This is a genomic window from Leifsonia sp. RCC_180 (genome assembly GCF_058138205.1).
The window spans coordinates 1556841-1579318 of the sequence record NZ_CP200340.1 but is presented as its reverse complement, the minus strand read 5'-3'; the positions used below and the strand labels follow the sequence as shown (position 1 = coordinate 1579318).

At 69.7% G+C, this 22478-nt stretch carries 25 protein-coding genes, 1 tRNA gene and 1 pseudogene; 18 read left to right on the top strand and 9 right to left on the bottom strand.

From position 1 onward, the window contains the following. Positions 1-54 precede the first annotated feature (54 nt). Both mshD and AB7E03_RS07805 read right to left on the bottom strand, forming a co-directional pair. Positions 55-957, bottom strand: coding sequence for a mycothiol synthase (gene mshD / locus AB7E03_RS07810; protein ID WP_489940763.1), 903 nt, complete (start codon positions 955-957; stop codon positions 55-57). Next, positions 926-1675, bottom strand: a complete 750-nt coding sequence (locus AB7E03_RS07805; protein WP_489940761.1) for a response regulator transcription factor — start codon at positions 1673-1675, stop codon at positions 926-928. The genes mshD and AB7E03_RS07805 overlap by 32 nt, the downstream gene beginning before the upstream one ends. Positions 1676-1771: 96 nt before the next feature. Here AB7E03_RS07805 and AB7E03_RS07800 point away from each other — a divergent pair, with 96 nt between their 5' ends. From AB7E03_RS07800 to ygfZ, 3 genes are all read left to right on the top strand, one after another. Next, positions 1772-2122 (top strand): hypothetical protein, encoded by a 351-nt coding sequence (locus tag AB7E03_RS07800; RefSeq protein WP_489940759.1) that lies wholly within the window; start codon positions 1772-1774, stop codon positions 2120-2122. A 162-nt stretch (positions 2123-2284) separates the two neighbouring features. Beyond that, complete coding sequence (locus AB7E03_RS07795; RefSeq protein WP_489940757.1) at positions 2285-2881, top strand: nitrobindin family protein; 597 nt, start codon at positions 2285-2287, stop codon at positions 2879-2881. A gap of 16 nt (positions 2882-2897) precedes the next feature. Beyond that, positions 2898-4055: a CAF17-like 4Fe-4S cluster assembly/insertion protein YgfZ gene (gene ygfZ, locus AB7E03_RS07790; protein WP_489940755.1), complete on the top strand. Its 1158-nt coding sequence runs from the start codon at positions 2898-2900 to the stop codon at positions 4053-4055. 61 nt (positions 4056-4116) lie between these two features. On the opposite strand, the gene AB7E03_RS07785 is transcribed toward ygfZ, so the two are convergent. Continuing rightward, positions 4117-4938 carry a class I SAM-dependent methyltransferase gene (locus tag AB7E03_RS07785; protein ID WP_489940753.1) on the bottom strand — a complete coding sequence of 274 codons (822 nt, stop codon included), beginning with the start codon at positions 4936-4938 and terminating at the stop codon, positions 4117-4119. Between the two features lie 35 nt (positions 4939-4973). Here AB7E03_RS07785 and AB7E03_RS07780 point away from each other — a divergent pair, with 35 nt between their 5' ends. The 6 genes and pseudogenes from AB7E03_RS07780 to AB7E03_RS07755 all read left to right on the top strand — a co-directional run bounded on the left by AB7E03_RS07780 (position 4974) and on the right by AB7E03_RS07755 (position 8746). Next, a complete protein-coding gene (locus AB7E03_RS07780; RefSeq protein WP_489940751.1) occupies positions 4974-5723 on the top strand; it encodes a phosphoglyceromutase in 750 nt (249 codons plus the stop codon). Between the two features lie 86 nt (positions 5724-5809). Further along, positions 5810-6196, top strand: a pseudogene (locus AB7E03_RS07775) (2'-5' RNA ligase family protein); the annotation flags it as partial. 178 nt (positions 6197-6374) lie between these two features. Next, complete coding sequence (locus AB7E03_RS07770) at positions 6375-6959, top strand: SipW-dependent-type signal peptide-containing protein (protein ID WP_489940749.1); 585 nt, start codon at positions 6375-6377, stop codon at positions 6957-6959. After that, positions 6932-7504: a S24/S26 family peptidase gene (locus AB7E03_RS07765; RefSeq protein WP_489940747.1), complete on the top strand. Its 573-nt coding sequence runs from the start codon at positions 6932-6934 to the stop codon at positions 7502-7504. The genes AB7E03_RS07770 and AB7E03_RS07765 overlap by 28 nt, the downstream gene beginning before the upstream one ends. Then, positions 7450-8244, top strand: a complete 795-nt coding sequence (locus tag AB7E03_RS07760; RefSeq protein ID WP_489940745.1) for a hypothetical protein — start codon at positions 7450-7452, stop codon at positions 8242-8244. The genes AB7E03_RS07765 and AB7E03_RS07760 overlap by 55 nt, the downstream gene beginning before the upstream one ends. Further along, complete coding sequence (locus tag AB7E03_RS07755; protein WP_489940743.1) at positions 8237-8746, top strand: hypothetical protein; 510 nt, start codon at positions 8237-8239, stop codon at positions 8744-8746. The genes AB7E03_RS07760 and AB7E03_RS07755 overlap by 8 nt, the downstream gene beginning before the upstream one ends. A gap of 188 nt (positions 8747-8934) precedes the next feature. Here the strand turns inward: AB7E03_RS07755 and phoU are convergent, their stop codons facing one another. Next, positions 8935-9591, bottom strand: a complete 657-nt coding sequence (gene phoU, locus AB7E03_RS07750; protein ID WP_489940741.1) for a phosphate signaling complex protein PhoU — start codon at positions 9589-9591, stop codon at positions 8935-8937. 193 nt (positions 9592-9784) lie between these two features. Here phoU and AB7E03_RS07745 point away from each other — a divergent pair, with 193 nt between their 5' ends. Together AB7E03_RS07745 and AB7E03_RS07740 are read left to right on the top strand one after the other, a co-directional pair. Continuing rightward, complete coding sequence (locus tag AB7E03_RS07745; RefSeq protein ID WP_489940739.1) at positions 9785-10936, top strand: sensor histidine kinase; 1152 nt, start codon at positions 9785-9787, stop codon at positions 10934-10936. After that, entirely contained in the window at positions 10933-11613 is a 681-nt protein-coding gene (locus AB7E03_RS07740; RefSeq protein ID WP_441781494.1) for a response regulator, read from the top strand. Before AB7E03_RS07745 ends, AB7E03_RS07740 begins: the two co-directional genes overlap by 4 nt. A gap of 20 nt (positions 11614-11633) precedes the next feature. Here the strand turns inward: AB7E03_RS07740 and AB7E03_RS07735 are convergent, their stop codons facing one another. Beyond that, entirely contained in the window at positions 11634-12125 is a 492-nt protein-coding gene (locus AB7E03_RS07735) for a hypothetical protein (RefSeq protein ID WP_489940737.1), read from the bottom strand. A gap of 153 nt (positions 12126-12278) precedes the next feature. Between AB7E03_RS07735 and AB7E03_RS07730 the strand changes: the two genes are divergently transcribed. The 4 genes from AB7E03_RS07730 to rlmB all read left to right on the top strand — a co-directional run bounded on the left by AB7E03_RS07730 (position 12279) and on the right by rlmB (position 16557). Further along, a complete protein-coding gene (locus AB7E03_RS07730; RefSeq protein WP_021763858.1) occupies positions 12279-12761 on the top strand; it encodes a CarD family transcriptional regulator in 483 nt (160 codons plus the stop codon). 94 nt (positions 12762-12855) lie between these two features. Next, positions 12856-14013 (top strand): 2-C-methyl-D-erythritol 4-phosphate cytidylyltransferase, encoded by a 1158-nt coding sequence (gene ispD / locus AB7E03_RS07725; protein WP_489940734.1) that lies wholly within the window; start codon positions 12856-12858, stop codon positions 14011-14013. Positions 14014-14101: 88 nt separating this feature from the next. Continuing rightward, the gene (gene cysS, locus AB7E03_RS07720; protein ID WP_489940732.1) at positions 14102-15535 is read left to right on the top strand and encodes a cysteine--tRNA ligase; all 1434 of its coding nucleotides are present in this window, start codon (positions 14102-14104) and stop codon (positions 15533-15535) included. Next, complete coding sequence (rlmB, locus tag AB7E03_RS07715) at positions 15532-16557, top strand: 23S rRNA (guanosine(2251)-2'-O)-methyltransferase RlmB (RefSeq protein ID WP_489940730.1); 1026 nt, start codon at positions 15532-15534, stop codon at positions 16555-16557. The genes cysS and rlmB overlap by 4 nt, the downstream gene beginning before the upstream one ends. Positions 16558-16606: 49 nt before the next feature. On the opposite strand, the gene AB7E03_RS07710 is transcribed toward rlmB, so the two are convergent. Then, positions 16607-17911, bottom strand: a complete 1305-nt coding sequence (locus AB7E03_RS07710; RefSeq protein WP_489940728.1) for a DUF4032 domain-containing protein — start codon at positions 17909-17911, stop codon at positions 16607-16609. Positions 17912-18036: 125 nt separating this feature from the next. Further along, positions 18037-19131, bottom strand: coding sequence for an ABC transporter ATP-binding protein (locus AB7E03_RS07705; RefSeq protein ID WP_489940726.1), 1095 nt, complete (start codon positions 19129-19131; stop codon positions 18037-18039). 321 nt (positions 19132-19452) lie between these two features. Between AB7E03_RS07705 and AB7E03_RS07700 the strand changes: the two genes are divergently transcribed. Further along, the gene (locus tag AB7E03_RS07700) at positions 19453-20358 is read left to right on the top strand and encodes a DsbA family protein (protein ID WP_489940724.1); all 906 of its coding nucleotides are present in this window, start codon (positions 19453-19455) and stop codon (positions 20356-20358) included. Positions 20359-20410: 52 nt separating this feature from the next. Further along, positions 20411-20483 (top strand) — tRNA-Thr (locus AB7E03_RS07695). A gap of 351 nt (positions 20484-20834) precedes the next feature. Here the strand turns inward: AB7E03_RS07695 and AB7E03_RS07690 are convergent. Beyond that, positions 20835-21296: a hypothetical protein gene (locus AB7E03_RS07690; protein ID WP_489940722.1), complete on the bottom strand. Its 462-nt coding sequence runs from the start codon at positions 21294-21296 to the stop codon at positions 20835-20837. 145 nt (positions 21297-21441) lie between these two features. Here AB7E03_RS07690 and AB7E03_RS07685 point away from each other — a divergent pair, with 145 nt between their 5' ends. Beyond that, entirely contained in the window at positions 21442-22035 is a 594-nt protein-coding gene (locus tag AB7E03_RS07685) for an alpha/beta hydrolase (RefSeq protein ID WP_489940720.1), read from the top strand. Positions 22036-22066: 31 nt separating this feature from the next. Here the strand turns inward: AB7E03_RS07685 and AB7E03_RS07680 are convergent, their stop codons facing one another. Further along, a complete protein-coding gene (locus AB7E03_RS07680) occupies positions 22067-22459 on the bottom strand; it encodes a PLDc N-terminal domain-containing protein (RefSeq protein WP_489940718.1) in 393 nt (130 codons plus the stop codon). Positions 22460-22478: the final 19 nt, after the last annotated feature.

Below are 22478 nucleotides of genomic sequence, written 5' to 3'. Positions count from 1 at the left end.
GACGGCCGGACGTAAACGGTGGATAAACGCTGCCTGTGGAGAAATGTGCGCAGGTCAGGTCGCCTGCGCCCGCCCTTCCCGGCGGTACTGCACATCGACGGTGTCGTCCATGAACCCGGCCGAGCGGTACAGCGCCAGTGCCGTGGTGTTGTCGCCCTCAACGTACAGGTCGACGCGGTCGGCTCCCCGGTCGGAGAGCCGGGCGAATCCCGCCCGGAGCAGCGAACGCCCCAGCCCTCTCCCGGCCAGCCGCGGATCGACGCCGAGCACGTAGACCTCGGCCGCGCCGCCCTCCACCTTGAGCCAGTCGAAGCCGACCATGCGACCGTCCCCGTCGCGCAGCACGAGGAGGTCGGCGGCGTCGAACCACGGCTCGGCCATCCGGTCCCGCAGATCCGCCACGGTGAGCGAACCCTGCTCGGGATGCGAGGAGAAGACCGTCGCGTTCAGCTCCACCCACTCCTCCTCGTCGACGCCGGGCCGGAAGGCGGATAGCGTGAACGGAGCGGGCACCTCGTCGGCGGACGCGATGTCCGGAGCGACCGGCGCCGTCAGCCGCAGCAGCCGGCGGACCGGCTCGAACCCGAACCGCTCGGCCAGCCGGGCAGCGGCGGGATGGTCGCCGTGCGACCACGCGGAGAGCGTGCCCTTCGCGGTCGAGAGCACTCCGTCCAGCATCGCCTCGCCGAACCCGAGACCGCGGAACAGGGGATCGACGACCAGGTCGAGTTCGCCGCGTCCGAGTGCAGCGGCCGCGACGATCCGGCCGTCTCCTGCTCCGCCGGTCGCCGTCGCGACGACGGGGGAGCGGCGTCCGGCGTGGAGGTCGAGCCGCGCCTGCTCGTTGAAGGCGTCGGCGCCGTCCTCCTCGGAGGCCGCGGCGGCGACGCCGAAGAACGCCTCCCGCTGCTGCGGATCGGCCAGGTCAGGGACGGACAGACGTAGGGAGGCGGTCATTCTCCTCCTCGTAGACGTTGAACCGGTAGCCGACGTTGCGTACCGTGCCGATCAGCGACTCGAGGTCGCCGAGCTTCGCCCGGAGGCGCCGCACGTGAACGTCGACCGTGCGGGTGCCGCCGAAGTAGTCGTAGCCCCAGACCTCGCTGAGCAGCTGCTCCCGAGTGAACACGCGTGAGGGATGCGTCGCGAAGAACCGCAGCAGCTCGAACTCTTTGAACGTGAGGTCGAGCTGCCGGCCGTGCGCCTTGGCCGAGTAGCTCGCCTCGTCGATCGTGATGCCCGACGCCTGGATCTTGGACTGCGAGTGCTCCTGCGTCTGGCGGCCGATGGCCAGCCGGATGCGCGCATCCAGCTCGGCCGGCCCGGCGTTGTCGAGGACGACGTCACTCACGCCCCAGTCGGCGCTGACGGCGGTGAGCCCGCCCTCGGTGAGCACCAGGAGGAGCGGGACGGTGACACCGGTCGTGGTGAGGATCTTGCACAGCGATTTGGCGCTGGCCAGGTCGCGTCGCGCATCCACGAAGATCAGGTCGCAGCTGGGCGCGTTGACGAGGGAGGCCGGCTCGGCGGGGATCTGGCGGACGCGATGGCTGAGCAGTGCGAGCGACGGCAGTACTTCTGCGCCCGGCCCGGAATCGGCGGCGGAAGCGGGGGACCCCGGAGTGCGGGGTGCGGACGACGAGGGCGCGGAAGTGAGGATCAGAAGTTGCGCCACTCATTCCTCCTCACCGTTCGTGCCGTAATGCTACCGGAAACGGCCGCCCGCTCTTCCCGCAGCCTTCACACGGCCGAGCCGGGGCAGAATGGGGGCGTGAGCGACGACACTCCGGACACTCCGACCCCGCACGTGATGGGCCCGGCCGCAGCGGCAGGGCCCGTGCAGCCGCCGCTTCCGCTGTGGGCGAGCGTCGTCAGCATCGGTTCGGTCTGGCTGGTCGCCATCGTGTTCGGCATCCTCATCGGTGTGCTCTCGCAGCCCGCCGGCTACGCGTCCTGGATCTCGCTCGGGCTCGCCGTGTGCGTGCTGCTCGGCTTCGTGGCCCAGCTGGCGACGCAGCAGAAGGACGGGTTCATCAATCGTCTCGCGGTCACCTTCGCCGGCAGTTTCGTCGTCCTCGGCCTCATCGGCGGCGTGTTGGCGCTCATCGACGTCGCATCCTGACCGGATGTCGGTTCTGCCTGGTTAGACTGGACTCATGCTGGTCGCTCTCGAACTCTTCTTCGTCGGCCTTCTGGGCCTGGCAACTCTCGCCATCCTCGGCGTCTCGGGGCTGGTCGTCTACAACCTCTTCCGCGGTCAGCGCTGAGCGTCGAGGTCCGGGTCATGATCGAGATCCCCACCGACCTCCCCGCCGAGCTGGTTCCTCTCTCCTGGCTGATCGGGGTCTGGGAGGGGACCGGCGTTCTCGACTACGCCATCGACGAGGAGCACACGCAGCTGGAGTTCGGCCAGCGCATCAGCTTCAGCCATGACGGCCTCGGCTACCTGAACTATTCGGCCAGTTCCTGGGTGCTCGACGAGCAGAGCACTCCGCTCGCCGCCGAGACCGGCTACTGGCGCCTGCACCGCAAGCTGGTGGAGGGGGATGCGGGCCCGGCCATGCTCCCGGGCGCCGGTGTGCGGCCCTTCAGCACGGCGCAGTCCGTCGAGGCGCTGCGAAACTCGAACGGCGCTTTCGACATCGACGTGTCGATCATCCACCCGGACGGCGTGAGCGAGCTCTACCTCGGCCAGGTGGCAGGCCCGCGCATCGACCTCGCCACCGACGCCGTGCTGCGGACCGCCGGCGCCAAGGAGTACACGGCGGCGACCCGCCTGTACGGCCTGGTCGAGGGACACCTGCTGTGGGCGTGGGACATCGCCGCGCTCGGCCAGGAGCTGCGGACGCACGCGTCGGCGCGGCTCGCCAAAGTCGACTGAAGGAGACGGCGGCCAGATGGATGCTCACACGGACGGACACTCGGACGGACACTCGGACACCGCGACGCGCTCGCCGTTCCTCGACCTTCCCGGCGCGGTCGACACGGAAGGCAACGGCGTTCCCGCGCACTACGGCAGTCCCCTGGCCGAGCAGCGGGCGCTCGCCGAGGGCGCTGCGATCGTCGACCTGTCCGATCGTGCGGTGCTCACCATCCAGGGCCCAGACCGGCTCAGCTGGCTCAACTCGCTCACCAGCCAGGCGCTGACCGGGCTGCGGCCGGGGGAGTCGTCCGAGACCCTGCTGCTGGATGTGACAGGTCGCGTCGAGCATGCCGTCCGGCTGCTCGACGACGGCGAGACGCTGTGGATGCTGGTCGACCGCCCCGAGGCCGAGGGCCTGCTGGCGTGGCTCGACCGCATGCGCTTCATGTTGCGGGTCGAGCTGGCCGACCGCACGGCGGAGCTCGCGACGATCGGTACGCTCGGCGATCCGCCGCTGCCGATTGCCGCGCCGAACGCCGTCCCGCTCATTTGGCACGACCCGTGGCGGGCGGTTGCCCCCGGAGGCCACCAGTACGCTCTCGGTGATCATCCCGGCGCCGGCTGGTCGTGGAGCGAGCGCCTCGTCCCACGCGACGCCCTGCCCTCGCTGGTCGGCCGGGTGCAGTCCGGCGAGCTGTCGGTCGCCGGCACGCTGGCGGCCGACGCGCTGCGGATCGCCGCGTGGCGTCCACGGTTCTCGACCGAGGTGGACGAGCGCACGATCCCGCACGAGCTGGACTGGCTGCGCACGGCCGTGCACCTCAGCAAGGGCTGCTACCGCGGTCAGGAGACGGTCGCCAAGGTGCACAATCTCGGACATCCGCCGCGCCGGCTGGTCATGCTGCACCTCGACGGGTCGGAGGGGGCGCATCCCTCACCGGGGGCTGTCGTGTCGCTCGACGGACGTGAGGTGGGGGCCGTCACCTCGGCCGGTCTGCACTACGAGTTGGGCCCCATCGCGCTGGCCGTCGTGAAGAGGTCCACTGATGCGACGGCCACTCTCGTCGTGGATGCGGACGGCACGGCTGTCGCGGCGGCGCAGGAGATCGTGGTGCCGCCGGAGGCCGGTGCGGAGGCGCACATCCCGCGCATCCCGCGCCTCGGTGCGGTCACGCGCACGCCCCGCGCCTAGCCTGCTTCCCGCTGGGCCGCTGCTTTTCGTTGCTGCGGTACCACCTGCGCCAGTCGGCCTGTCACGGTGCCGGCGCCACCGCTTCCCACGCGACCGTGAGCTCGCCCAGCCGCCAGCGGGACCGGCCACCGCTCACCGGCCAGCCGGAGTCGCGCATCCCCTGCACGACCGCGATCCAGCGCTGGCTCGGCCCGTAGGCGGCGAGCGGCGAGTGGATGCGCCACAGCCGGTCAAGGTCGGACAGGAACGCGTGCACGCGCTCGCCGGGGACATTGCGGTGGATGAGCGCCTTCGGCAGCCGCTCGGCCACGATCGACGGCGCCTCGAGTTCCCGTAACCGCAGCGACACGGTGAGCGATCGCGGCCCCTGGGCGTCAAGGGCCACCCAGCTGGAGATCCGGCCGATCTCATCGCAGGTGCCGTCGACCAGCAGGCCCTGCGGCTGCAGGCGTGCCCGCATCCGGTCCCAGGCCGCCGGCACGTCGTCCTCCCGGTACTGCCGGAGCACGTTGAACGCGCGGATCACGGCCGCTTGCCGGCCGCCCTCCAGGGGCACCTCGAAGCCGCCGAGGGCGAACCGGATGCGCGCCTTCGCATCGAATCCGGTGCGGCCCGCGCGCACCGCCTCCAGCTGCTCGGTGGCCGTCCGGACCCTCCCCGGGTCGATCTCCAGTCCGACCACCTCGACGTCGGGGCGCACCTTCGACAGCCGCTGGTGCAGCTCCAGGGCGGTGACCCCGCTGGCGCCGTAGCCCAGGTCGACCACGACCGGGTCGGAGGCGCGGCGGAGCTCCGGCTGCGCTGCGATCCACCGATCCACACGACGCAGCCGGTTGGTGTTGGTCGTGCCACGGGTGACCGTGCCGACGGCGCCGGAAGCCATGCATCCATCCTGGCAGCGTCCGATAGATTGGGGGCATGGCCGCTCCCTACACCCTGATCCTCCTGCGCCACGGCAGCAGCGAGTGGAACGAGAAGAACCTGTTCACCGGCTGGGTCGACGTGCGACTCAGCGAGACCGGCGTGGCCGAGGCCAAGCGCGCGGGCGAACTGCTCCGCGACTCCGGCCTCGAGCCGGACGTGCTGCACACGTCGGTGCTGACCCGCGCCATCCAGACGGCGAACTACGCGCTCGATGTGGCCGACCGGCTGTGGATCCCGGTGCAGCGCTCGTGGCGCCTCAACGAGCGCCACTACGGTGCACTGCAGGGCCTCGACAAGGCCGAGACGCTCGAGCAGTACGGTCCGGAGCAGTTCCAGCTGTGGCGCCGTTCGTTCGACGTGCCGCCGCCGCCGCTCGCCGACGACAGCCGCTACTCGCAGGTCGGCGACCCGCGGTACGCGGGGCTCGGCGACGACCTGCCCCGCACTGAGTGCCTGAAGGACGTCATCGCCCGGATGCTGCCGTACTGGGAGTCGGACATCACGCGCGACCTCGCCGAGAGCAAGACGGTGCTCGTGACCGCGCACGGTAACTCGCTGCGCGCCCTGGTGAAGCACCTCGACGGCATCTCGGACGAGGACATCGCCGGGCTCAACATCCCGACCGGCATCCCGCTCGTCTACAAGCTCGGCGAGGACTTCACGCCGCTCGAGCCGTCGTACTACCTCGACCCGGAGGCCGCAGCGGCCGGTGCTGCCGCGGTCGCCGCGCAGGGCAAGAAGTAGCCACGACCAGTACCTTCGTCGTCGTCGCGTTCCTCCGGGGACGCGGCGACGACGCGTCTCCGGAGCAGTTCCCGGCCGGGGACTGGCCGCTGCACGTCACCCTGGTGCCCCCGTTCGAGACGGAGCTGGCCGCTGCGGCGGTGGCCGAGCTCGTGCCGCAGGTCGCCCCCATCCCCGTGGTCGCCTCGGGCCGGGAGCGGTTCGGCGCGCACGCGACCGTCCCGGTGACCGTGCTGCGCGAGTCCGCCGCCCTCCAATCGCTGCACACGGCGATGGTGGATGCGCTGGAGGCCACGGGGGCGAGCATCCGTGACCAGCGCCACATCCGTGACGGCTATCGCCCGCACGTCACGGATCAGCGTGCGGGGCGGCTGCATCCCGGCGAGCGTGCGCTCCTCGCCGAGGTGTCCGTCGTCGCGCGCGCGCCGCGATCCACGCGTCTGGTCGCCGCGCGCATCCCGCTCACTCCCTGAGCACATCTCACATGTGTCAATATTGCCCGTTTTGAAAACATCGCGTCACAGAATGCAGAACCACTCGTCTACCTCAGTGAGGCGGGAGAACGACCTGCCTGAGCGCCGGCCTGCGAGGCCGGCTCGATGAGATGGGGATGCAATGAAGCAGAAGGCAGTTCGACAGACGGATGACACGGTGGGTGCACGGTCCGGGAGGGTGCGCGCGATCCTGGCCGCCGGACTGGTGCTGGGTGTCGGCGCGACCGTGACGCTGGCCGCGTGGAACGATTCCGAGTTCGTCACCGGGACGTTCCAGGCAGGTAGCTTCAACCTGCAGGGCTCCACCGACGGGGCCGCGTTCTCCGATCACGCGTCCGCGCCGGGCGCAACGCTCGGGTTCAGCGTGAACGCGGCGAACCTGTCGCCGGGCGACGTCGTCTATGCGCCGTACGCCGTGCGGCTCGCCGCCAACACCACCAGCCCCGCCACGGTGACGGTCACGGCTCCGTCGACCTCGGGCACGGTCGCGAACCTCACGTACTCGCTGATCCAGCCGAGCGCATTCGGATGCTCGGCGGCGACGACCGGCACGACGCTGGTTCCCACGAACACCGCGGTGGGCTCGGTGCCGGGAACGGTGACCTTCGCGCTTGCGGCCGGGACGCCGACGACGAACCCAGGGGCCGCCGTGCCGCTGTGCTTCGTGGTCCGCGCGGGAGCGGGGCTGACGCAATCTCAGACGGGGACCGCGACGTGGCAGTTCCAGGCAGCGTCCAACTGACCGAGGAGGCCGTCCCGATCACCAAGCGCCGCCCGGCCGAGGTGGTCCGGACGGGGCTGCTCACCGTCGCGGCGGCGGGCGGGGTGCTCTGTCTCGTCTGCGTGGTGGCTGCGGTGGGGTTCCAGCTGAGTCTCGTCATGTTCCGTACGGGCTCGATGTCGCCGACCATCCCGGCCGGGTCGCTGGCGCTGGTGCACCGGATCCCGGCTGCGGACGCCCGGGTGGGGGAAGTGGTGACGGTGGATCGCCCCGGCGGGCTGCCGGTGACGCACCGCGTGGTGTCGACCAGTGTGCCGTCGGAGACGCCGTCCGGATGGGCCCGTCTCGTGCTCAAGGGCGACGCGAATCCCACTGTGGACGCAGAGCCATACGACGTCGGCACGGTGCGCACCGTATTGTGGACGGCCCCCGGCCTCGCGTACGTCGTGAGCTGGCTCGGCCATCCGGCTGTCATCGGCGCGCTGACCCTGGGCGTGGCGGGGCTGGTGGCGTGGACGTTCTGGCCGGCCGGTCGGCGGCGTCCCACGGCTTCGGGGTCGACATGACGGGGCGGCTGTCCGCGTTCGCGACTGCCGCGCTGGCCCTGGGCTCGATCACGGCAGTCATCGTCGGCGCAGGCCTCCTCAGCGCAGGCCTCCTCAGCGCAGGCCTCCTCAGCGCAGCGCCCGCCGCGGCGGCCCTCGAACCCGTCCCGCCCTCCGCCCCGGTGCTGGTCGTGACCAGCGAACCGTCCGGGACGGTGAAGCTGCTCGTGCCGGGTGAGACGGTCGCCTGGCCGGTCGAGGTCCGCACACTGAGGGAAGCTGTGGGCAGCCTTCGCGGGCAGCTCTCCGCCACCGGAGAGCTGGCAGCATCCGGAGCGCTCTCGGCCGAAGTGCTCAGTTGCACCGCACCGTGGGCAGGCGATCGGTGCCCGGTCGGGTCCCGTACCGTGCTGCCCCTCACGCGGGTCGACCGGCTTCCCGCGGTGCGCGAGAACCTGCAGGCGGGCGCGCGTCCCTCCTCGACGACGAGCTACCTGCAGGTCCGCATCACCTACACGCCAGAGTCCGCGGACGACGCGGCAGGCCTGCGCGCAGTCGCTGTGTTGCGAGTGGATGCGTCCGGCCCCGACGGCGGTTCGGATCAGGCGGGATCGGCTCTCGCGGACACCGGGGGCAGACTGGGTGGCTACGGTGCACTGGCGGCAGCGGCCGTCGCCGCAGGCCTCATTCTGGCCGGATGCGCCTCGCGCCGTCGACGATCGGAACGCTCGACAGCAGTCGGAGGCGGGGACCATGCGTGAGGCGCGAGTGCGTGCCGCGCTGGCCGCCGTGCTGACCACGTGTGTGCTCGCCGTCAGCGGCGCAGGGACTCCGGCTGCAGCGTCCTGGCCGGATCGGGAGATCGTGACGGCACGGTTCACGGCCAAGACCATTCCCCCGGTGACCGTGGCCGGCGCTGCTCCTTACTGCTCCTGGACCGGGCCGGTTCTCAGTCCGAACCTCGTCCTGCAATGGGCGCTCCCCAGCGGTTACTCTCTCTCGGCAGTCACCTTCACCGCATACAAGGGCGTGGCGAACTCGGCCGTGACCGGTCAGTCCTCCTCGCTCGTCGCAGGGGTCTACACGACCACCATCCCGATCAGCCTTCTGGATGACCTCGGCGGCACGCTCCTCGGTGGCACCATCGCGATTCATGTCATCGTCCGGGACCCGGCGACAGGATGGTTGTCGGTGCCGGTCATCTACTCGTACACGCTGAACCCCGTCGGAATCGTCATCCGCTGCACGACCGGCGCCGCCTGACCCTGACGGCGAAGACCACATCACACAGGGGGTGATGTGGTCTTCGTCAACGGCAGGGGCCCTAGCCACGGCTGCCGTTCAGGTCCGCCGGCGTCCCGAATCCGGGCGTCCCTGCATCCTCGATGGTCCTCTTCGAATTCGACCGCAGCTATACAGTCGTGCGACGGACGGATTTCGAACGAATGGCGTCAGGAGGCGAGCTCGGGAGCCCAGTCGCCCGTCGCGAGGTACTGCACCTTCTTCGCGATCGACACCGCGTGGTCGGCGAAACGCTCGTGGTAGCGGGAGGCGAGGGTCGCATCCACCGTGTCGACCGCCTGGCCCTTCCATGTCTCGCCGAGCACTTTGTCGAAGACGCTGATGTGCAGCTCGTCGATGTCGTCGTCGTCGTTGCGGATCTCGTCGGCCAGACGGATGTCCTGCGTCCGCAGGAGCTCCGCCAGCTTCTCCGCGATCTGCACGTCGAGGCGGCCCATCTCGGCGAACGTCGAGCGCAGACTCTTCGGGACCACCTTGTCCGGGAAGCGGTAGCGCGCCAACTGCGCGATGTGCTCGGCCATGTCGCCCATGCGCTCCAGCGAGGCGCTGATGCGGAGCGCGCTCACGACGATGCGCAGGTCGCGGGCGACCGGCTGCTGCCGGGCGAGGATCTGGATGGACAACTCGTCCAGGAGGACGGTGAGCTCGTCGATGCGGTGGTCGTTGACGATGACGTCCTCGGCCAGGCTCACGTCCGACTCGTTGAACGCCAGCGTCGCATTCTTGATGGAGTGGACGACCAGCTCGGCGATCTCGACGAGGCGGTCCTGAACCTCCGCCAGCTCCTGCTGGAAGACTTCGCGCATGGGGTGTGGTCCTTCCTGGCGTGCGAGGGCACGCGGGATGTCGGGGCCTTCTGGCCCCGTATTGCATGTTCGCCGCGGCAGGTTAACAAACGGTGCCGCAGGGCTGAACAGTGTCTAACGTACCCGCGAAAACACGCGGCGAGGGGAGGGACGCGTCTCTGGGCGCACATCGCCATCACCTACGCTTGGGGCCATGGACTCCACCTGGTTGGTGCTGCTGTCGCTGGGCCTGGGGCTCGCCGTCGGCGCCGGTTTCGTGTGGATCCTGCACATCGCGGCCCGACGGGGCGACCATGCGCGCCAGGTGGTCAGCCCGGCGGTGCCGGACGGCGTCGACCAGGTGCTCGACGCGCTCGAGTCCGCCGGCGTGGTGCTCGACCCGTCCAACAACGTCATCAAGGCCTCTCCGGGCGCTCACTCGGTGGGGCTGGTGTGGAACGGGACGCTGGTCCACGCCCATCTCATCGACCTGGTCGATCGAGTCCGCCGGACCGGTGAGTCCCTCACCGAGGAGTGCGAGCTCTCCCGTGGGCCGTTCGGCGACGCCAACATCCACCTCAGCGTCCGGGTGGCGCGGCTGGGGTCGCGGTACATCCTGTTGCTCGCGGAGGACCGGACGGAGTCCTTCCGGCTGGAGGCCGTGCGCCGCGATTTCGTCGCCAACATCAGCCACGAACTGAAGACGCCGATCGGAGCCGTCGGCCTGCTCGCCGAAGCGCTCGACGACGCGTCCGATGACCCCGATCAGGTGCGCCGTTTCGCCCTGCGGCTTTCCGAGGAGGCCCAGCGCCTGGCGAGGATCACACAGGACATCATCGAGCTGAGCCGCCTCCAGGCGACGGATGCCCTCGGCGACGCGTCCGAGTTGTCGGCGAGCAAGGTCGTCAAAGCCGCCATCGACCAGAACCGGGTGGCCGCCGAGAGGCGCAACATCGAACTCGCCATGCGGGGCGAGAAGCAGGCGTTCGTGCTCGGCAACGAGAGCCTGCTCGTGACGGCCGTGCACAACCTCATCTCGAACGCCATCCAGTACTCGCCCGACGACTCCCGCGTCGGCATCGGTGTCCGGACCTCGGGCGGCGTGGTCGAGATCGCCGTGACCGACCAGGGCGAAGGCATCCCCGAAGACGACCTCGACCGCGTGTTCGAGCGCTTCTTCCGCGTCGACCAGGCGCGCTCGCGCAACACCGGCGGGACGGGGCTCGGGCTCGCGATCGTCAAGCACGCCGTACAGAACCACGGAGGCGAGGTCCGCGTCTGGTCCCAGCCCGGCCGCGGCTCGACGTTCACCATCCGGCTGCCTGAAGCCTCCACCGTACGACCCCCGATAGGAGACACTCCGTGACAACCATCCTGCTCGTCGAGGATGAGGCCGCGCTCAGCGAGCCGCTCGCGTACCTGCTGAAGCGGGAGGGATACGAGGTGGAGGTGGCGGAGGACGGCCCCTCGGCCCTCGCCGCCTTCGACCGGGTCGGCGCCGACCTCATCCTGCTCGACCTCATGCTCCCAGGGATCCCGGGCACCGAGGTCTGCCGCGAGATCCGCACCCGCTCGAACGTGCCGATCATCATGCTGACGGCGAAGGACTCGGAGGTCGACATCGTCGTGGGGCTGGAGCTCGGAGCGGACGACTACGTGACCAAGCCGTACTCCTCGCGCGAACTGCTGGCGCGCATCCGCGCGGTTCTCCGTCGCCGCGTCGAGGAGGACGAGCAAGAGGACGGCGTGCTCGAGGCGGGAACCGTGCGGATGGATGTGGACCGTCACACCGTCGCGGTGAGCGGCCAGGAGATCTCCATGCCGCTGAAGGAATTCGAGCTGCTCGAGCTGCTGCTGCGCAACGCCGGACGCGTGCTCACCCGCGGTCAGCTGATCGACCGGGTGTGGGGGAGCGACTACTTCGGCGACACGAAGACGCTGGATGTGCACATCAAGCGCATCCGCTCGCGCATCGAGGAGAGCCCGTCGGAGCCCCGCATGCTCGTGACGGTGCGGGGACTCGGGTACCGCTTCAACGCGTGAGGCGGTGCCGGCCGGTCAGGTTACTGGGCGGCCGGAAGGATGGTCGGCGGCACGAGGCTCGAGTACTCGGGCAGCTGGCCGTCGAGAACCGGGACCTTGAGGTTCACGCCGGTCTGGTCGCCGTACTGGAAGTAGACGGAGTAGAGGCCGCCGGGCTTCGTGGTGAACTCGGGGATGAGCACGTTGCTCGCTCCGCCGTTCTCCGGGTTCTGCCCGAGCTGCTTCACCTGGCCCGGCTGCACCGTCACGTGCGCGGCGCTGGAGCTCTGGTCGCCGGCGCTGATCGCGACGCGGCGGCTCTCGGACCCGGTGTTCACCAGGGTCACGACGAGGTTGCCGACCGTGCCGTCTTTCGCATCCGTGACGATGATGGCGTTCCGGACGTCGATCGAGCCGACACTTCCGCTTACGCCGTCGCTCGCGTCGTAGTGCTTGGTCGTCGCCTGCGGGGCGATGAAACCGCATCCGGCAGTGCCGAATGCGACGGCCAGGGCGAGGGCGACGGACGTCACGACTCGAGCTTTCACGGATGACCCTCCAGGTGCGATTTTCCCTTCAACACTATCGCATCGGGAGGCTGCTCCTGGCCCTGCGGGGGCGTGAGGGCGAACCTTAGCACGTGCCTCGTGTGGTATCCTATTCATTGCTGAAGGGACAACAAATCTATGCTTTTCGAGGTTGGCGAGACCGTCGTCTATCCGCACCACGGTGCCGCAACGATCACCGAAGTAAAGAAGAGAATCATCAAGGGTGAAGAGAAGCTGTACCTCAAGCTCAACGTGACTCAGGGTGACCTCACCATCGAGGTTCCCGCCGAGAATGTCGACCTGGTCGGCGTGCGCGATGTCATCGGCAAAGAGGGCCTCGACCGCGTTTTCGAGGTGCTGCGAGCTCCCTTCACCGAGGAGCCGACCAACTGGTCGCGCCGTTACAAGGCCAACCTTGAGAAGCTCGCCTCCGGCGATGTCATCAAGGTCTCCGAGGTCGTCCGCGACCTGTGGCGCCGTGATCAGGACCGCGGTCTCTCCGCCGGCGAGAAGCGCATGCTCGCCAAGGCCCGGCAGATCCTGATCTCCGAGCTGGCGCTGGCCGAGAAGACCGACGACGAGAAGGCCTCGAGTCTGCTCGACGAGGTGCTGGCCTCCTAACGTCGCTCCCGACGAATCCACGGCCCCGCTGCTTCGGCAGCGGGGCCGTCGTCGTGCGGGGGTGCTGTCGTGCGGCGGGCGGTACGCTCGTCGCGTGGACAGCTTCACCGGACCGCGGGTCGCGGTCGTCATCGTCGCCGCCGGATCCGGGACGCGTCTGGGCGCTGACCTTCCCAAGGCGTTCGTCGAACTGCAGGGGCGGACGCTGCTGGAGCGGTCGCTTCATGCCGTGCGCGGCATGCGGCACATGGCCGAGCCGATCGTGGTCGCGCCGGCGGATCACCTCGACGAGGCCGGCTCTATCGCAGCGCGGGTGATGGGCGGCGAGGTCATCGTGGTCGCGGGAGGCTCGACGCGGCAAGCCTCCGTGGCAGAGGGGCTGGTGGTCGTCGATCCTGCGACCGACGTGGTGCTGGTGCACGACGCGGCGCGCGCCCTGGCGCCGTCGTCCCTCTTCGATGCGGTCGTGGATGCGGTGCGCGAGCGCGGGTACGGCGTCATCCCCGGGCTGCCGGTGAGCGACACCGTCAAGCGGGTGACCGACGACGGGGAGGTGCACGAGACCGTCGACCGGTCGAGTCTCGCCGCGGTGCAGACGCCCCAGGGTTTTCCCCGCGAGCAGCTGCTGACCGCCTACGCGCTCGCGACGAGCGACGAGACGGACGATGCGGGCCTCGTCGCCGCCGCCGGTTTCCGGGTGGATGTGGTGCCCGGGGACGCGCACGCGTTCAAGGTGACCACCGCCTGGGATCTCCGGCGAGCCGAAGAGCTGCTGCGCGGCTCGGCGGTTCCCCGCATCGGCGCCGGAAGCGACACGCACGCCTTCGATCCGGCGGCCGACCTGTGGCTCGCAGGCCTGCACTGGCCGGGCGAGCCGGGGCTCGCCGGTCACAGCGACGGCGACGTGGTGGCCCACGCGATCGTGGATGCGCTGCTGTCGGCCGCAGGCTTGGGCGACATCGGGGGAGTCTTCGGGACGGGGGATCCGCGCTTCGCGGGCGCGCACGGCCAGGTCTTCCTGACGGAGGCGCGACGACTGGTGGAGGAGGCCGGGTTCCGGATCGGCAACGTTGCCGTCCAGCTGATCGGCAATCGACCGAAGTTCTCGCCGCGCCGGCTGGAGGCGGAGGAGACACTGTCGGCGATCCTCGGGGCCGCGGTCTCCGTGGGCGCGACCACGACCGACGGCCTGGGTTTCGCCGGGAGGGGCGAGGGCCTTACCGCTCAGGCGACGGCGTTGCTGCTGGGCTGATTCCGTCCACAGCGCCGCCCGGAGGGGACTTCTCCACCGGTCCGACACGGCGACGCGGGGGAAGGGGCGCGGCCCGTAGGCTTATGCCGTGACTCTTCGACTCTTCGACACCCAGGCGGGCGCGCTGCGCGACTTCGTCCCGCTTCGCGACGGCGAAGTCGGAATGTACGTCTGCGGCCCCACGGTGCAGTCGTCGCCGCACATCGGTCACCTCCGTTCGGCACTCGTGTACGACCAGCTGCGCCGGTGGTTCAGCTACCGCGGGCTCGACGTCACCCTCGTCCGCAACGTCACCGACATCGACGACAAGATTCTCGTCAACGCCGCCGCGGGCTTGGCCGAGGGCGGCAGCGAGCAGTGGTGGGCGCTGGCGTACCGGTTCGAGCTCGAGTTCACCGACGCCTACCGGGCGCTCGGCGTGCAGGCGCCGACGTACGAGCCGCGCGCGACCGCCAGCATCCCGCAGATGCAGGAGCTCATCGGCCGGCTGATCGAGCGCGGTCACGCCTACGCGGCGGAAGACGGCTCGGGCGATGTCTACTTCGACGTGAAGAGCTGGCCGTCGTACGGCCAGCTGACCCGTCAGAGCATCGACAACATGGAGGCCGCCGCCGACGCCGACCCACGGGCGAAGCGCGATCCCCGCGACTTCGCGCTCTGGAAGGGCCGCAAGGAGGACGAGCCCGAGTCCGCCGCCTTCCCGTCGCCCTGGGGCGACGGCCGGCCCGGGTGGCACATCGAGTGCTCCGCCATGTCGCGCCGCTACCTCGGCCCGCAGTTCGACATCCACGGAGGAGGGCTCGACCTGCGGTTCCCGCATCACGAGAACGAGATCGCGCAGTCGACGGCAGCGGGCGACCCCTTCGCGAACTACTGGGTGCACAACGGTCTGGTGCACGTCAACGGACAGAAGATGAGCAAGTCGCTCGGCAACTCGGTGTACGCGGCCGACCTGCTCGGTGCCGCTCGGCCGCTGGTGGTGCGGTACTACCTCGGATCGGCGCACTACCGGTCGACCATCGACTACCACGACGGCTCACTGAGCGAGGCCGAAGCAGCACTCGACCGCATCGCAGGATTCTTCGAGCGCGTCGAGCGCCGGCTCGCTGGCACGCGGTTCGCCGGCCACGGCGTGGAGGTCGTTCCCGACGCCTTCGCGGAGGCCATGGACGACGACCTCGCTGTGCCGCAGGCGCTCGCCGTGCTGCACGACACCGTACGTTCAGGCAATGCTGCGCTGGATGCGGAAGACTTGGAGGCGGCGGCCACCGCTCGCGGGCATGCGCTCGCGATGACGGAGGTACTGGGCATCAACCCGCTCTCGCCGCAGTGGCGGAGCGGTGGCACGTCGGCAGCCGAATCGGCGCTGGGCGAGCTGATCGACCGGCTGCTGGCCGACCGGCAGGACGCCAGGGCCGCACGCGACTTCGCCGCAGCCGATCGCATCCGCGACGAGCTGACGGCGGCAGGAATCACTATCGAAGACACCCCATCGGGGTCGCATTGGAGCATCGGATCATGAAGAACTCGGGTGGAAAGCCCCGCGCCGGGGCGGTGCGCAAGAGCAAGAAGGGCGCCACGGTCGGCACCGGCGGGCACGGACGCAAGGCACTGGAGGGCCGCGGGCCGACGCCCAAGGCGGAGGACCGCGACTACCATCCCGCGGGCAAGGCGAAGGCCCTGCGCGAGCGGGCGGCTGCCAAGGCCGCACAGCGCGGGGGAGGACGGGATGCGGCGCCGCGCGGCGCGTCCGGCGCCTCGCGCCGCGCCAAGAGCGGCGATGAGAGCGAGATCGTCACCGGCCGCAACTCGGTGCTCGAGGCGCTGCGCGCCCACATCCCCTCGTCGACGCTGTACGTCGCCGCCCGCGTCGAGTTCGACGACCGGATGAAGGAGATCCTCTCCATCGCGACCGGTCGCGGCATCCCCATCCTCGAGGTGATGCGGCCGGAGCTCGACCGGCTCGCCGGCCGTGACGCCGTGCACCAGGGTGTCGCCCTGAAGGTGCCGCCGTACGAGTACGCGCACCCGGGAGAACTGCTCGACCGGACGGTCCGCACGGGTCAGACGCCGCTGTTCGTCGCCCTCGACGGCATCACCGACCCACGGAACCTGGGCGCGATCATCCGCTCGACCGCGGCGTTCGGCGGGCAGGGCGTCATCATCCCGCAGCGCCGTTCCGTCGGGATGACGGCCGCAGCCTGGAAGACCTCGGCCGGCGCTGCCGCTCGGACCCCCGTCGCGATGGCGGCGAACCTCACGGCCACGCTCAAGGAGTTCAAGAAGGCCGGCGTCTTCGTCCTCGGGCTCGACGGCGGAGGCGACACCACCCTGCCCGGCCTGTCGTTCGCCGATCGCCCCGTGGTGATCGTCGTCGGCAGCGAGGGCAAGGGCCTCTCGCGTCTCGTCACCGAGACGTGCGACGCGGTCGTGTCCATCCCGATCACCGCAACGACGGAGTCGCTGAACGCCGGGATCGCGGCGAGCGTCACGCTCTACGAGATCTCGAAGCTGCGAGCGGAGGCAGCGGCCGCGAAGCGGTAGCGACAGCGGCCCGCGGCCGCGGGCGCCGCCGCGGGCGCGGGCGCGGCCGTCAGACCTTCGAGCGCCAGTCGTCCTCGTCGTCCTCGTCGTCGGTCGCGCTTGCGCCGCCGAGGACGGGGATGCTGATCGTCTCGGTGGGCGGGGCGATCACGGTCGCCTCGTCCCGCCGGTGGCGGAGGATGTCGTTGATGTACGAGGTGAGAGCCTCGGCGAGGGGCACGTCGCGCCCCTCCTTCTGCGACATGAACCAGCGGTGCTCCAGGAGCTGGTGGAAGACTTCCGCCGGCTCCAGCTTGCCCTTCAGGTCGGACGGGATCGACCGGATGACCGGCTCGAAGACGCGCAGCAGCCACTCGTGCGCCATCGCCTCCTCGTCGAGCCCCGGATTGCCGAGGGTCGCCGCGTACGAGTCCAGGTCGTTCAGCAGCCGCCGCGCCTGATTCTCACCGGTGTCGAGACCGGTCAGCCGCAGCAGGCGGCGCTGGTGGTGACCGGCATCCACGACCTTCGGCTGGATGCGCACCTTGGTGCCCTCCTCCGACGTCTTGATCGCGAACTCCTCGATGTCGAAGCCGAGCTCGTTCAGCCGCTCCACCCGCTCGCTGATCCGCCAGCGCTCCGACGACGAGAACGACTCGCTGCCGGTCAGCTCCTTCCAGAGCGACCGGTAGGCGGCAACGATGCCGTCGGAGACGCGGATCGGGTCGAGCTCCTCATCGGCACGGCCGCCGGCCTCCAGGTCCATCAGCTCGCCGGCGATGTTCACGCGGGCGATCTCCAGGTCGTTCTCGCGCTGACCGTTGGAGAGACCGCCCTCGTACAGCTGCCCGGTCTCCGCATCCACCAGATACGCGGCGAACGCGCCCGCGTCGCGACGGAACAGCGTGTTGGACAGGGAGACGTCTCCCCAGAAGAACCCGACGATGTGGAGGCGCACCAGCAGCACGGCCAGCGCATCCACCAATCGGGTCGCGGTGTCGGGCCGGAGCGTCTGGGAGAACAGCGCGCGGTAGGGGAGCGAGAACTTGAGGTGCCGGGTGACCAGGGCGGCGTTCAGCGGCGTGCCGTCGTCGTCGCTGCGGTTCTTGATCACCGCGACCGGGTCGACGCAGGGCACGTCATAGCGCTGCAGCGTTCGCAGCATGTCGTACTCGCGCTGAGCCATCTCCGCCGTCGTCTCCTTGATGGCGATGACGTACCCGGACAGGTTGGCGAAGCGGACCAGGTGCCGGCTGATGCCCTTCGGCAGGAGGGCGATGTGCTCGTTCGACCAGTCCTCCAGCGGGATGTTCCACGGGAGGTCCAGAAGCGCCGGGTCGACGGTCGCTGCGGTGATGTTCACGGATCCGGCCACGATGGTTCCTCCGGTCGGTAGCAGGGGCGGCGAAGCGCGTGCGGGTTAATGCCACTCTGCCGCAGCCCGGGATCCGGACTGCGGCAGAGTGAGGATTCGCCTCTAGGACTTTAGCCGACGAGACCTTAGTCGACGACCGCCCCACCGAGGCGCTCGCCCGACTCCGCGTGGAACGCGTGGACGTGGCCCGGCTTCGGCGTGATGTAGACCGTGTCGCCCGCGTTCGGGTGGACACGGCCGTCGACGCGGCCGACGATGTCGGTGCGCTTGCCCTCGATCTCGGAGTGGCCGTACAGGTAGCCGTCGGCGCCGAGCTCCTCGACCAGGTCGACGGTCACTTTCAGGCCGGTGCCCTCGGTGGTCGAGACGACGACGTCCTCCGGGCGCACGCCGATGGTGACGGACGGGCCGGCGTTCGCGATGATCTCGCGCTCGATCGGGACGACCGAGGTGCCGAACTTGACACCGCCATCGGTGACGTCGGCCGAGAACAGGTTCATGGCCGGGCTGCCGATGAAGCCGGCGACGAACACGTTGTTCGGCTGCGCGTACAGGTCACGCGGGGTGCCGACCTGCTGCAGGACGCCGTCCTTGAGCACCGCGATGCGGTCGCCCATGGTCAGCGCCTCGGTCTGGTCGTGGGTGACGTAGACCGTGGTGACGCCGAGGCGGCGGGTCAGCGACGCGATCTGCGTGCGGGTCTGCACGCGGAGCTTCGCGTCGAGGTTCGACAGCGGCTCGTCCATGAGGAACACCTGGGGCGAACGCACGATGGCGCGGCCCATGGCGACACGCTGACGCTGACCACCGGAGAGGGCCTTCGGCTTGCGGCCGAGGTACGGCTCGAGGTCGAGCAGCTTGGCGGCCTCGAGGACGCGCTGTGCACGCTCCTCCTTGCCGACGCCGGCGATCTTGAGCGCGAAGCCCATGTTCTCCGCCACGGTCATGTGGGGATAGAGCGCGTAGTTCTGGAACACCATCGCGATGTCGCGGTCCTTCGGCGGCACATCGGTGACGTTGCGCTCACCGATGAAGATGTTGCCGTCGTTGACCTCTTCGAGGCCCGCGAGCATGCGGAGGGAGGTGGACTTGCCGCAACCGGAGGGACCGACGAGAACGAGGAATTCCCCGTCTGCGATCTCCAGGTCCAGTGCGTCCACGGCGGGGCGGGTGGATCCCGGGTAGAGCCGGGTCGCCTTGTCGTAGGTGACTGTCGCCATTTTCTTCTTGTCTCCTTCACCGGCAGGTACGTGCCGGACGATCCGTTGTGAATGGATGAACGTGGTCGACGTCCGATGGCGTCGATGCCACGTGGCCATAATATGGCATGGACGGACCTGCTTCGACCGGACCCCCACCCGGCTGTGCGGGAACCGTCACTCAGTGAGTGCTGTCCCGCTGTGCCCCGCGCGTCCAGCCACCGTCTGGTTCATTCCCAGACTGCCGGTTTACGCTGTTCCGGTTGTACGCGCCGAAGGGTGCGCCTGCCCGCCGCGTCCCCCGCGCGGCCCGTTCTACCCCGAGAGCAGTATCCGGAAGATATGAGCCCAGAGAACTTTCCCGACGACAGCCGCAACGGCGACGTCCGCGCAGCAGCGCGGGAGAAAGCACGTCAGCTCCGCACGACGCAGCAGAAGAAGGACCGACGCAACCGCGTGCTGCTCTCCGGCGGCATCGCGCTGGCCGTCCTCGCTGTGGTGGCCATCGTCGCCGTCGTCATCGTGAGTGCGATCCGACCGACGGTTCCCGGCCCGAAGAACATGGCCAGCGACGGTGTCGTCGTCGGCTCCGGGCTGAAGGTGAAGACCACGACCGCGTTGGCGGCCGACTCCAAGCCGGTCGCGAGCACGCCGGATCCTGCGGGCAGCACCGTCGACATCCGTATCTACGCCGACTACCTCTGCAAGCTGTGCGGTGACTTCCAGCGCACCAACCTGGAGCAGCTGGAGCCGTTGGTGAAGGACGGCGCGGTCACGGTCGAGATGCATCCGGTCGCCATCTACACGAGCCACTCCGCCGGCACGAAGTATTCGCTGCGGGCCGCGAACGCGGCGGCCTGCGTGGCCAATTACGAGCCGAGTGCGTTCTGGAAGTTCAACGCCTCCTTGTTCGAGAAGCAGCCCGCCGAAGGCGGACCCGGCCTCAGCGACGACGGGCTGAAGAAGCGCGCCGCCGCGGCCGGCGCCACCAAGACGGGCGACATCGACTCCTGCATCGACGACGGCCGGTTCAAGACCTGGGTGATGACCGCCAGCGATCGCGCTCTGAGCGGGCCCATCCCGCACTCCGACGTCAAGAAGATGACGAACGCCCTGCTCGTGCTCGTCAACGGCAAGCCGTACACGGGTTCGCTCACCGACGCGGACGACTTCAAGGCGTTCGTGCTGCAGGCACAGGGCGACGAGTACACCTCGACCGCCACCCCGACGCCCACGCCTACCCCGTAATCGGGCGGTCGCGCCCGCTGCCCTAGGATGTAGGCGGCGGGTGACCGCCGCCGCCGGCTTAGCTCAGTTGGTAGAGCACTCGCCTTGTAAGCGAGCGGTCGCGGGTTCGAGTCCCGCAGCCGGCTCCCTCGCGTCATAGTGACCGCGCTTCGCGCGTCTCTTCTTGATGTGACCAATGACTCCCGCGACGAGACCTGGGCGGCCCTGTCCTCCCGCAGCCACCACGTGCTCGGCGCCCCTGCGCCACGGCGCCGGCTGGAGCGCGACACATTCGCCGCGCTCGTGGCCACCCTCATCGGCGCGACCTGCCTGCTCGTGTCGGCGCTGGGCGTCATCCAGCTGTGGGTCTCCCCACTGGGCGGCGCGGCGGTGGTGATCGCGTCGGTCGCCACCGGGCTCGTCGTCACGCTGCTTCTCGGCGGCGGTTTCAGCGCGTGGCTCCTCGACCGTCGCAGCGGGACCTCGGAGGAGGCCGGCTACTCGGCCCTTCCTGCGGCCGGAGTAGCAGCCGATGCAGCGGTCGAGGCGAGGATCAGCCGGTCGAGCGCATCCATGGGCGTGGTGGAGGAGCGCACGGCTTCCTCCCAGACCCGCTCGTAGGCGGCTTCGCTGATCGAGAGGGACCGGTCGGTCGCCGGCCACGCCGGCTTGTCGAAGTGGAGCTGGAGCATCCGCTCACGCAGCAGGAAGGCCACGTTGTCGGCTGGGGCGATTCCGCGGTGGCCTTCGCGGATCGACACGACGAGGTCGCCCGTCGTGGTGGCATGCCTCACCTGCCCGATGGTCATGCCGGCGAAGCGAGCGAACTCGTCGATGGTGAGCGTGTCCGGCAGCTTGGAGACGTACTCCTCGGCGATCGCGCACCGTAACTGCAGCCAGGCGATCTGGCGCACTGCGCTGCGGTCGGAGGCGCGCTCCGTGATGGTGATGTCGGCCATTTCTTTCCTCCGATCCGGGGGCGCCTCGATCATGTCGTCCCACAGGTAACTGACGGTCGGTGGGCGGCCGGTATGACGCGACCGAACCTGTGGATCACCGCACGAATGGCTGGACGCCCTGCTTCCGAGGGGGCTGAATGGGGACATGACCACCGGTTCTCAGCCCGTCCTGCTGTTCCTGCACGGCCGCTTCGGGGTGCGCGACGACCTCGCCTGGATCGCCGAACAGGTGCCGTCGCCGTGGCGCACGGTGCTGCTTCAGGGCTCGGTTCCGTTGGGCGATCGGTTCGAGTGGTTCCACGTCGCCTACGAGGAGGGCCCTGGAGCGATGTCGAGCGACGCCGCTCCGGCCGCGGACGCGTTGCTCGCGTGGATCGACGAGAACGTCGGCGACGCCCCGGTGGCTGCGGTCGGCTGGTCGCAGGGAGGCGCGACCGCGCTGCACGCTCTACGGCGCGCCCCCGACAGCCTGCGGTTCGTGGTGACGCTCGGCGGCTTCACGACGCTCGATGCGGAGCGGGGGGATGCGGTGCTCGCGGAACGCCGGCCGCCGGTGTTCTGGGGTCACGGCGCCAAGGACGACGTCATCAACCCGACGGACATCGCCCGCATGCACGAGTTCCTCCCGGGACACACGACCCTCGAGGAGCGGGTGTATCCGGATGCAGGACACGAGATCCCGGAGGCGATGGTGGAGGACACGCTGCGTTTCATCGCCGAGCGCACAGCGGAACTGTGAGCGACGCGTCGCGGCGCTGATACACCGCGGGTCAGACGGTCTCGCCGGTGTCGCTGCGGCGGCGCAGTTCGTCCTCGAGCCGGCGGATGCGCTCGGCGCGCTCGGCGTCCTCGATCTCGCGTTCGAGGGCGGCGAGTTGGGCCTCCGTGCTCGCCGGGTCGGCGTCGGACGCCCGCGATCGCCCGGTGGCGGCCCACGGGTCGCTGCGCGTCGCGGGCATCCGCAGGGTGCGCGGCCGGGAGACGCTCGTCTCGTACTCGCGCCCGACGGCGAACCACAGGATGCTGCCGATGAGCGGCAGGAGGATCACGATGAAGACCCACGCCACCTTCGGCAGGTGCTTCACCTGGTCGCTCCGGCGCAGGATGATGTCGACGAGTGCGAACACGAACAGTGTGAGCGCGAGCAGCGGCACGACGAGCATGTCGCGATTCTAGGGGGCC

Coding starts and splice junctions, on each gene's coding strand:
- AB7E03_RS07700 (WP_489940724.1), top strand. CDS start 19,453: ATGAGCCCAGAGAACTTTCCCGACGACAGCCGCAACGGCGACGTCCGC.
- rlmB (WP_489940730.1), top strand. CDS start 15,532: ATGAAGAACTCGGGTGGAAAGCCCCGCGCCGGGGCGGTGCGCAAGAGC.
- AB7E03_RS07745 (WP_489940739.1), top strand. CDS start 9,785: ATGGACTCCACCTGGTTGGTGCTGCTGTCGCTGGGCCTGGGGCTCGCC.
- AB7E03_RS07730 (WP_021763858.1), top strand. CDS start 12,279: ATGCTTTTCGAGGTTGGCGAGACCGTCGTCTATCCGCACCACGGTGCC.
- mshD (WP_489940763.1), bottom strand. CDS start 957: ATGACCGCCTCCCTACGTCTGTCCGTCCCTGACCTGGCCGATCCGCAG.
- AB7E03_RS07795 (WP_489940757.1), top strand. CDS start 2,285: ATGATCGAGATCCCCACCGACCTCCCCGCCGAGCTGGTTCCTCTCTCC.
- AB7E03_RS07705 (WP_489940726.1), bottom strand. CDS start 19,131: ATGGCGACAGTCACCTACGACAAGGCGACCCGGCTCTACCCGGGATCC.
- AB7E03_RS07780 (WP_489940751.1), top strand. CDS start 4,974: ATGGCCGCTCCCTACACCCTGATCCTCCTGCGCCACGGCAGCAGCGAG.
- AB7E03_RS07755 (WP_489940743.1), top strand. CDS start 8,237: ATGCGTGAGGCGCGAGTGCGTGCCGCGCTGGCCGCCGTGCTGACCACG.
- AB7E03_RS07680 (WP_489940718.1), bottom strand. CDS start 22,459: ATGCTCGTCGTGCCGCTGCTCGCGCTCACACTGTTCGTGTTCGCACTC.
- AB7E03_RS07690 (WP_489940722.1), bottom strand. CDS start 21,296: ATGGCCGACATCACCATCACGGAGCGCGCCTCCGACCGCAGCGCAGTG.
- AB7E03_RS07685 (WP_489940720.1), top strand. CDS start 21,442: ATGACCACCGGTTCTCAGCCCGTCCTGCTGTTCCTGCACGGCCGCTTC.
- phoU (WP_489940741.1), bottom strand. CDS start 9,591: ATGCGCGAAGTCTTCCAGCAGGAGCTGGCGGAGGTTCAGGACCGCCTC.
- ygfZ (WP_489940755.1), top strand. CDS start 2,898: ATGGATGCTCACACGGACGGACACTCGGACGGACACTCGGACACCGCG.
- AB7E03_RS07785 (WP_489940753.1), bottom strand. CDS start 4,938: ATGGCTTCCGGCGCCGTCGGCACGGTCACCCGTGGCACGACCAACACC.